Annotated in this window: 2 protein-coding genes; both read left to right on the forward strand. The window is 61.9% G+C overall.

Features of this window, described 5'->3' with window-relative positions:
• Positions 1-3,246: 3,246 nt before the first annotated feature.
• Positions 3,247-5,364: a hypothetical protein gene (locus AB0L97_RS38330; protein ID WP_364439912.1), complete on the forward strand. Its 2,118-nt coding sequence runs from the start codon at positions 3,247-3,249 to the stop codon at positions 5,362-5,364.
• Between the two features lie 190 nt (positions 5,365-5,554).
• Positions 5,555-5,980 (forward strand): transposase family protein (locus AB0L97_RS38335; RefSeq protein ID WP_364439915.1); only part of this gene is annotated, 426 nt, incomplete at its 3' end.

Consider the following 5,980-nt stretch of genomic DNA (forward strand, 5'->3'; position numbering starts at 1 on the left):
TGGGCTTGCTTGAGCCGTGATGCGTCGACGAGGCGCATGTCCGGTTCTGAGGGGGCCTCGGCGCAGTAATGTGCCGGGGCTACCCGACAAAGCCGGTCACATGGCGAGGGGTAACATCGGTTTTCGAGAAGGGGCGGAGACTGGAATGCCGAAGATGCGCCACCGAACGGTGACGCCGCGCCGGGCGGCCCTGTGGGGCCGCGCCGGCGGGTATCGGAGATGCAGGCCAAGCTTCACCGTTGGGCGGCGGCCGATCCCGGCCGCCGGTTCGACGACCTCGCTGCGCAGCCGATCGACCATGCGGTCCTGATGGACCGGGTGCATCGGCGGGTCAAGGACAAGCGGGTGCTGGTGAGCAGCAAGCTCCCACAGAGCGGGCAGCGCCCGTCCTGCAGCTTGAGAATCCGCAGGCTGAACGCGTCGAGTAGCGGTGGTGTCGCTTTGCGTCGCCGTTCGGACCAGTACTCGGTCAGGGCCGGGTCGTCCGGAGGCGATGCGCCCGTGACTATTCGGTGTCGGACGTTCGTCGTCCAGGCGAACTGGCGCAGGTGAGCGCCGGTATCCCGGTCGCCGAAAACCCACCGGTCCTGCCTGGACTGGTTGAACCGGCCGAAGTACCAGTTAACGGCCCAGTACCTCGACTTATTCTGATGGCCGTGCTTTGGCGCACTTGTAGGTGAGCTGCCACATGTAGTCGTCCAGCGCGACGAATGCCGTGCTGGACACCACCGTCCGGTAATAAATCCGACCACCCCCGTACGCTCGGGTCGATCTTGTCCGGCACTGCACTTACGTCCGGCCCGTGCAGAGCCTTCGTCTCGGTGCGTAGCTGTTCCCCGAATCCGTTTCATAGCAGCATAACTCGGCTCGGTCAACAGCATGCCGCCATAACGGCGGACATTGAATCCGAGGAAATCGAAGCCGATATCGACGTGCACGATTCGCGTCTTGTCCTCCTTGAACACCAGCCCTCTCGGCTCCACCCAGGGAGCGAGCCGCGCTTTGACCTGTTCGTCCTGTTCGCGAATGACACAGAGCGACAGAGTCGTCGGCATATCTGACCAGCGCGGGAGAACCCTCCACCGACTCGGCGGCATGAGTCCCGAGCTGCGGTAGCGAACTCCCCCTGCTGCTTCCATCCCGTGCAGGGCGACGTTAAGCAGAAGGACTGACGACCCGCCTTGGGGCATGCCTCCCCGGTCGGGGCGAACGACCGTGATCGAGTACTACCGCCGGATCACAACCATCTGCTCGCTCAGCTTTCCATGTTTCCCGCTCGGGGACTGGTGACCGGTTGGCTGAAGATGCGGTCGAACGCCGCTACGACGCTACGACGCCTGGTACCGGCACATCACCCTGGCCGCGCTCGTCCACACCTACCTCGCGTCACCGCAGCCATCGCCCTGAAAGTGTTGGCAGCGAACTCATCCCGCTCATCCCCGGCGAACTCCGTGCCTTCTGGCACACCTTATTACCTACCGGTCCGCCCTCACCTCCATCCAACGATGGTCGACCTGCCGCCCACGCCACCAGTTACACAGCCCAAAAGGCGCGACTAACACACCGATTACATCACGGAGTGCGGATGAGTGCGAGAACGAACGTACTCATAGCGGAGATATACGGACTCAAACTCCTGCTTGTCACACATATTTACAAGCTTGGAATGCGACGCTAAGCTACGTACGTATGCTGTTCATCTCCACGGATGAGCGCCATCGACTTGTTCGCGTATACTAAATCTATGTGGAGCTCCGAGAAACTATTTCAATGTCGGCTGCCCATCATGAAGTTTGCGAGCCTGGATGCCAGTCAAACGCCCGCTGCCAATTTCTGGCGAATAGATCGGTGAGCAAGGAGGCGGGGCGGCTTCGTGCACTGCTCCGTTGAGCAGCGCAGCGAGAGCTCCCCTGCTGCGGAATGGTTATTACCAGTAGCCGATTTCTGGCACAGCAATTTTAGCAAAGGTCTGCTGTAGTATAGAAACTAGGCACTTTTGCCAATGGTGGATATCTAGGCGCCGTGATGCCATTATCGAACCTTGCGGTAGTGCCGTTCCGGATATAGACACCACCCGGCTCGGCGGACCAACTTCCGCCACGACCCTCCGATAATCGACCAGTATTCGAGGTGGAATTATTATGCCCCGGACCGGGTGCTGCCAGTATGCCGAAATATGCGCGGGATCCGCCGGGTTGCTGCTGCGGAGGACAGTCCAGTTCAGTGACCATGTTCAGGCTGGTCAAGACACTCGCGATCAACGCGGCGGCACTCACTGTGGACAACTGCTGGCTGGCACCAAATGCGGCGAACGACGCGTTGGGCGATACCGCGCAAATCGCTGCGGATTCCGACATCATCACCGGCATCTACGAAGGCAACTCCCCGCTCATGTCCTCGGACTCGAAGTCGGGAAAGTCCAGAAGGTCACGCCGACAGGCACACTCATCGAGATGCGCCTGTCGATCGAGCCGCGCGTGAATATACCGAAAGACGCTATGGCACGGACCATCACCTGGGTCGAGTCCGACACTGCGATCAAGACTATCGATCAGTTCGCTGCAGCGTGGAAACCGCAGGGAGGCGCCGCGAGGCTCGGCCCGATGTCGGGGTGGGTGCTCTAGCCCATGCTCGAAAACAACGGCGCGAAGATCCGCGGCACCCTCGGAGCGCTGTCGGCCGCGCTGAAGGTCGGCGGCGAGGACAAGGACGCGGTATGAAAAGTCATCCTCCGGCTCAGCGAACTCACCACCGCCATCCTCTCCGCGAACGACCGGGCTATCCGCGATTTCAGCGACTGGATGACTCAGATCTTCGCACTGCTCCCCGAACAATCTCCGGCTTACAGGTGACACTCGACCATACGCAGCTGACCACCTTCCTCGCCAACACCTCCGGGGCACTCGGGCAGTACCGGGACCAGCTCGCAGGCACCTTGACCGAACTCACGAATGTGACACCCCAGCTTCGCGACAACCCCTCCGAAATCGCCGACCTCGCGCCGAGGGTGTTCCAGAATATCGACCACCTATCGACCGCGAGAACCAGCGAGCGCGAGTCCATTTCATCGTCCCCACCGCTCTCATGATCCGGCCGAGGTGGAGATCCGAGGAGGATCCGCGGGACGACTGTCGGCGTCCCGTCATGTTGTCGCGTCGGTTCTGTACCAGCCGTTGGCGGCGGCCCGTCGGCCGACTACTGATCGTAATCCTCGCGCTGTTCGTCCTTCCCGGACTCCTCGGTGCGGTGGCCAGTGCCCAGTACCAGGCCGCGACGACAGGCAGCGGTGTCTCCGAAATCGACGGGATCAGCTGGATGCATATCCGAGACTCCTATGGCGTGCCGCTGGCGAGCTATGCGTTCGCGACCGACCATGGCGGTGTGCTGAACCCGAGCTCCACCATTCTCTGGTCCGTCCTCGGTTTCGAATTCATCGGTTACATCGCGATCGTAACCACCGCGATCTGGTTGATCGGCAATGCATTGAGCTTTGAATGGCTGAATATGTTCGGCTCGGCGCTGACTGGGGTTGCGGACCGGCTGACCGTTCAGATCGCGACGCCCATGCTGCTGACCACCGCGGCTACCATCGGCGCGTTCTGTGTTGCCTGGTTCTTGCTGCGTGGATATCACGCCAAGGCGGTGCTACAGATCGTGACGATGCTCGGGGTGGCGATCCTGGGCCCAGTGTTCCTGGCCGAACCGCTCGGCGATGTTCTGTCTTCTAACGGATTGCTCGCCAAGGGGCGAGATTTGGGAATTTCGGTCGCAGCCGGATTGAACGGCGACTCAAATCCGAATCCGAATCAAATGGTGACGACCATGCAGGAGGCTCTGGCGGACAACTTCGCCCGCCGCCCGGTGCAGGTGTGGAATTTCGGACATGTGGTCGACGAGCAACCGGCCTGCCGAGCCGCCTGGTCCGCAGGGATGGCCGAAGGCGATGACGATCGCGTTCGTAAGGGCATGCAACGCTGCGGTGATTACGCCGCCTACGCCAAAGCGCAGAACCCGAGCATGGGGCAGGCCGGTACCGGACTGATGTTGTTGATCTGCGGCGGCACCCTATTGGCGTTCGCAGTGATGCTCGGGATCAGGGTCATCAAGGCCGCACTGGATACGATCTATCACGGGTTCATGTCGATATTCGGCTTCGCCGCAGGCGGATTCGTCTACGGACCGACGCAGACCTTCCTAATCCGCAATCTCGTCGACGGCTTTGTCGCGGCCGCCAGGATGACCGCGTACACCATCTTCCTCGGCATTTATGTGCTGTTCATGGGCAATCTGTTCGCGCAGGCGAAAGGGCAGACCATGGCGGTGATAGTCATCGCGGGCACCGTCGAGATCGTCGCCACCGCCCAGCTCAAGCGTCTCAGCCGCAGCCTGGGCAGGGGCAACGACTGGATCGCCAACCGGTTCGCGCTCGCCGTGCAGGGGTCTGGAGCACGCTCCGGCGGTGCAGGTGGCGGTGGATCGGCACTAGGCATGGGTAATGCTCGCGCTGGCGATTCGCTGCACGCCGGGCTGATATCCGGGATGAGCATGCTGAACACGATCAATGCCTCGCCTGCGACCGCGTGGCTTCTCGGGGCGACGGTGGGCCCGTTGAACCCGCTGTCGCGCAGGAAGAAGCGGATGGATCTCAACAACATCGCAGCCTCCCCGATGGCGCGGCAATCGCAGGAGTACAACGATGCTGGCCGCCGGAACTGGCGAGTCAAGGTTACCGGGCGGTTGAACGGAATAGATGGCGGAATCAACTCCGCGCTCGGTGTCCAAAATGTTCTGGACGGTCTGGGCGACAGCAAGGTCCCGGACTCGATGATCGCTCCGATTCTGCTGGCGACGGGTGCGAGCGATCAGCAGGTGATCGATGCCCAGCGTGCGCTGGCCGTGCAGAAGGCCACCATGAAGAACTACGACCCCAACGGCTTCGCGCCCTTACAGAAAGCGCTCGCCGCAGGGTACGCGGTGGAGAACCACCAAGACGCCGCCGCGCTGCCGGCCTTCGCGGCGCAAGCCGTGGTCGCCGCGGACAGTTTCGTGCGGCACTCCACCGCGCCCATGAACCCGAACGCAGTAGATCACCAGTTCGTGCAGCGGATCATGAACATTTTGGACCGTCCAGACCATGAAAGCCAGCTCAGAACCATCACTCCAGACGAGTGGCGCAACGCCGGGCGCGATACTCGCCAACACATCGGACGGCAACTAGCGCTCCGGCACCAAGACGCGGCCACGAACTACTACCACAATCAACACAACCCGATTCTGCTTCAGGTCTTGCAGCGGTCGAACCGGCAACTGGCCGACTTCAACGGCTTCGATCCGAATCGTGGGCCCGTACCCTGGTCTTCGTAGGCGAGCGTGGGCAGACCCACCCTATTCGCCGATCGGTGAAGTGAAAGAACCGATCACCTATGCTTGACAGAACTTTCCTACTCCATCCTGGTCGCCCATTAGGGACTGTAAATACAACGGCTCTGTCTCAATTTCGGCTCTGGCTCACTTCCGGTGGCTCAGCGTGATGGTCTGACGGCACGATGCCTTGGTGAGCGTGGTGAATATTGCTGTTGGACTATCGTTCTCGGGTTTGTCAGCGCTGGTGATCGACGACGTTGTCGATGACGGTTCGAGGGTCGTTGTTCGGGCCAGGACGGCGCCAGGCCCTGCGGTGTGCTCGCGCTGCGGCGCGGCGTCGGCGAAGCTCCACAGCTATCATCGCCGGACCGTCGCCGATCTGCCGGTCGATGGCCGCCTGGTGGTGCTGCGGGTGCGGGTTCGGCGGCTGGTCCGTCCGACGCCGCACTGCTGGGGGACCTTTCGTGAGCAGGTTCCCGGCCTGCTCGAACGGTACCAGCGGCGCACCACCCGGCTGACCGGTCAGGTGCGGGCAGTCGTGAGGGAACTGGCCGGACGAGCCGCGGTCCAGCTGCTGGCTGCCTTGCCGGCTCGGTTGTCCCGCCACACCACAGTT

It is taken from the genome of Nocardia sp. NPDC051911 (assembly GCF_040681035.1).
GTDB lineage: Bacteria > Actinomycetota > Actinomycetes > Mycobacteriales > Mycobacteriaceae > Nocardia > Nocardia sichangensis.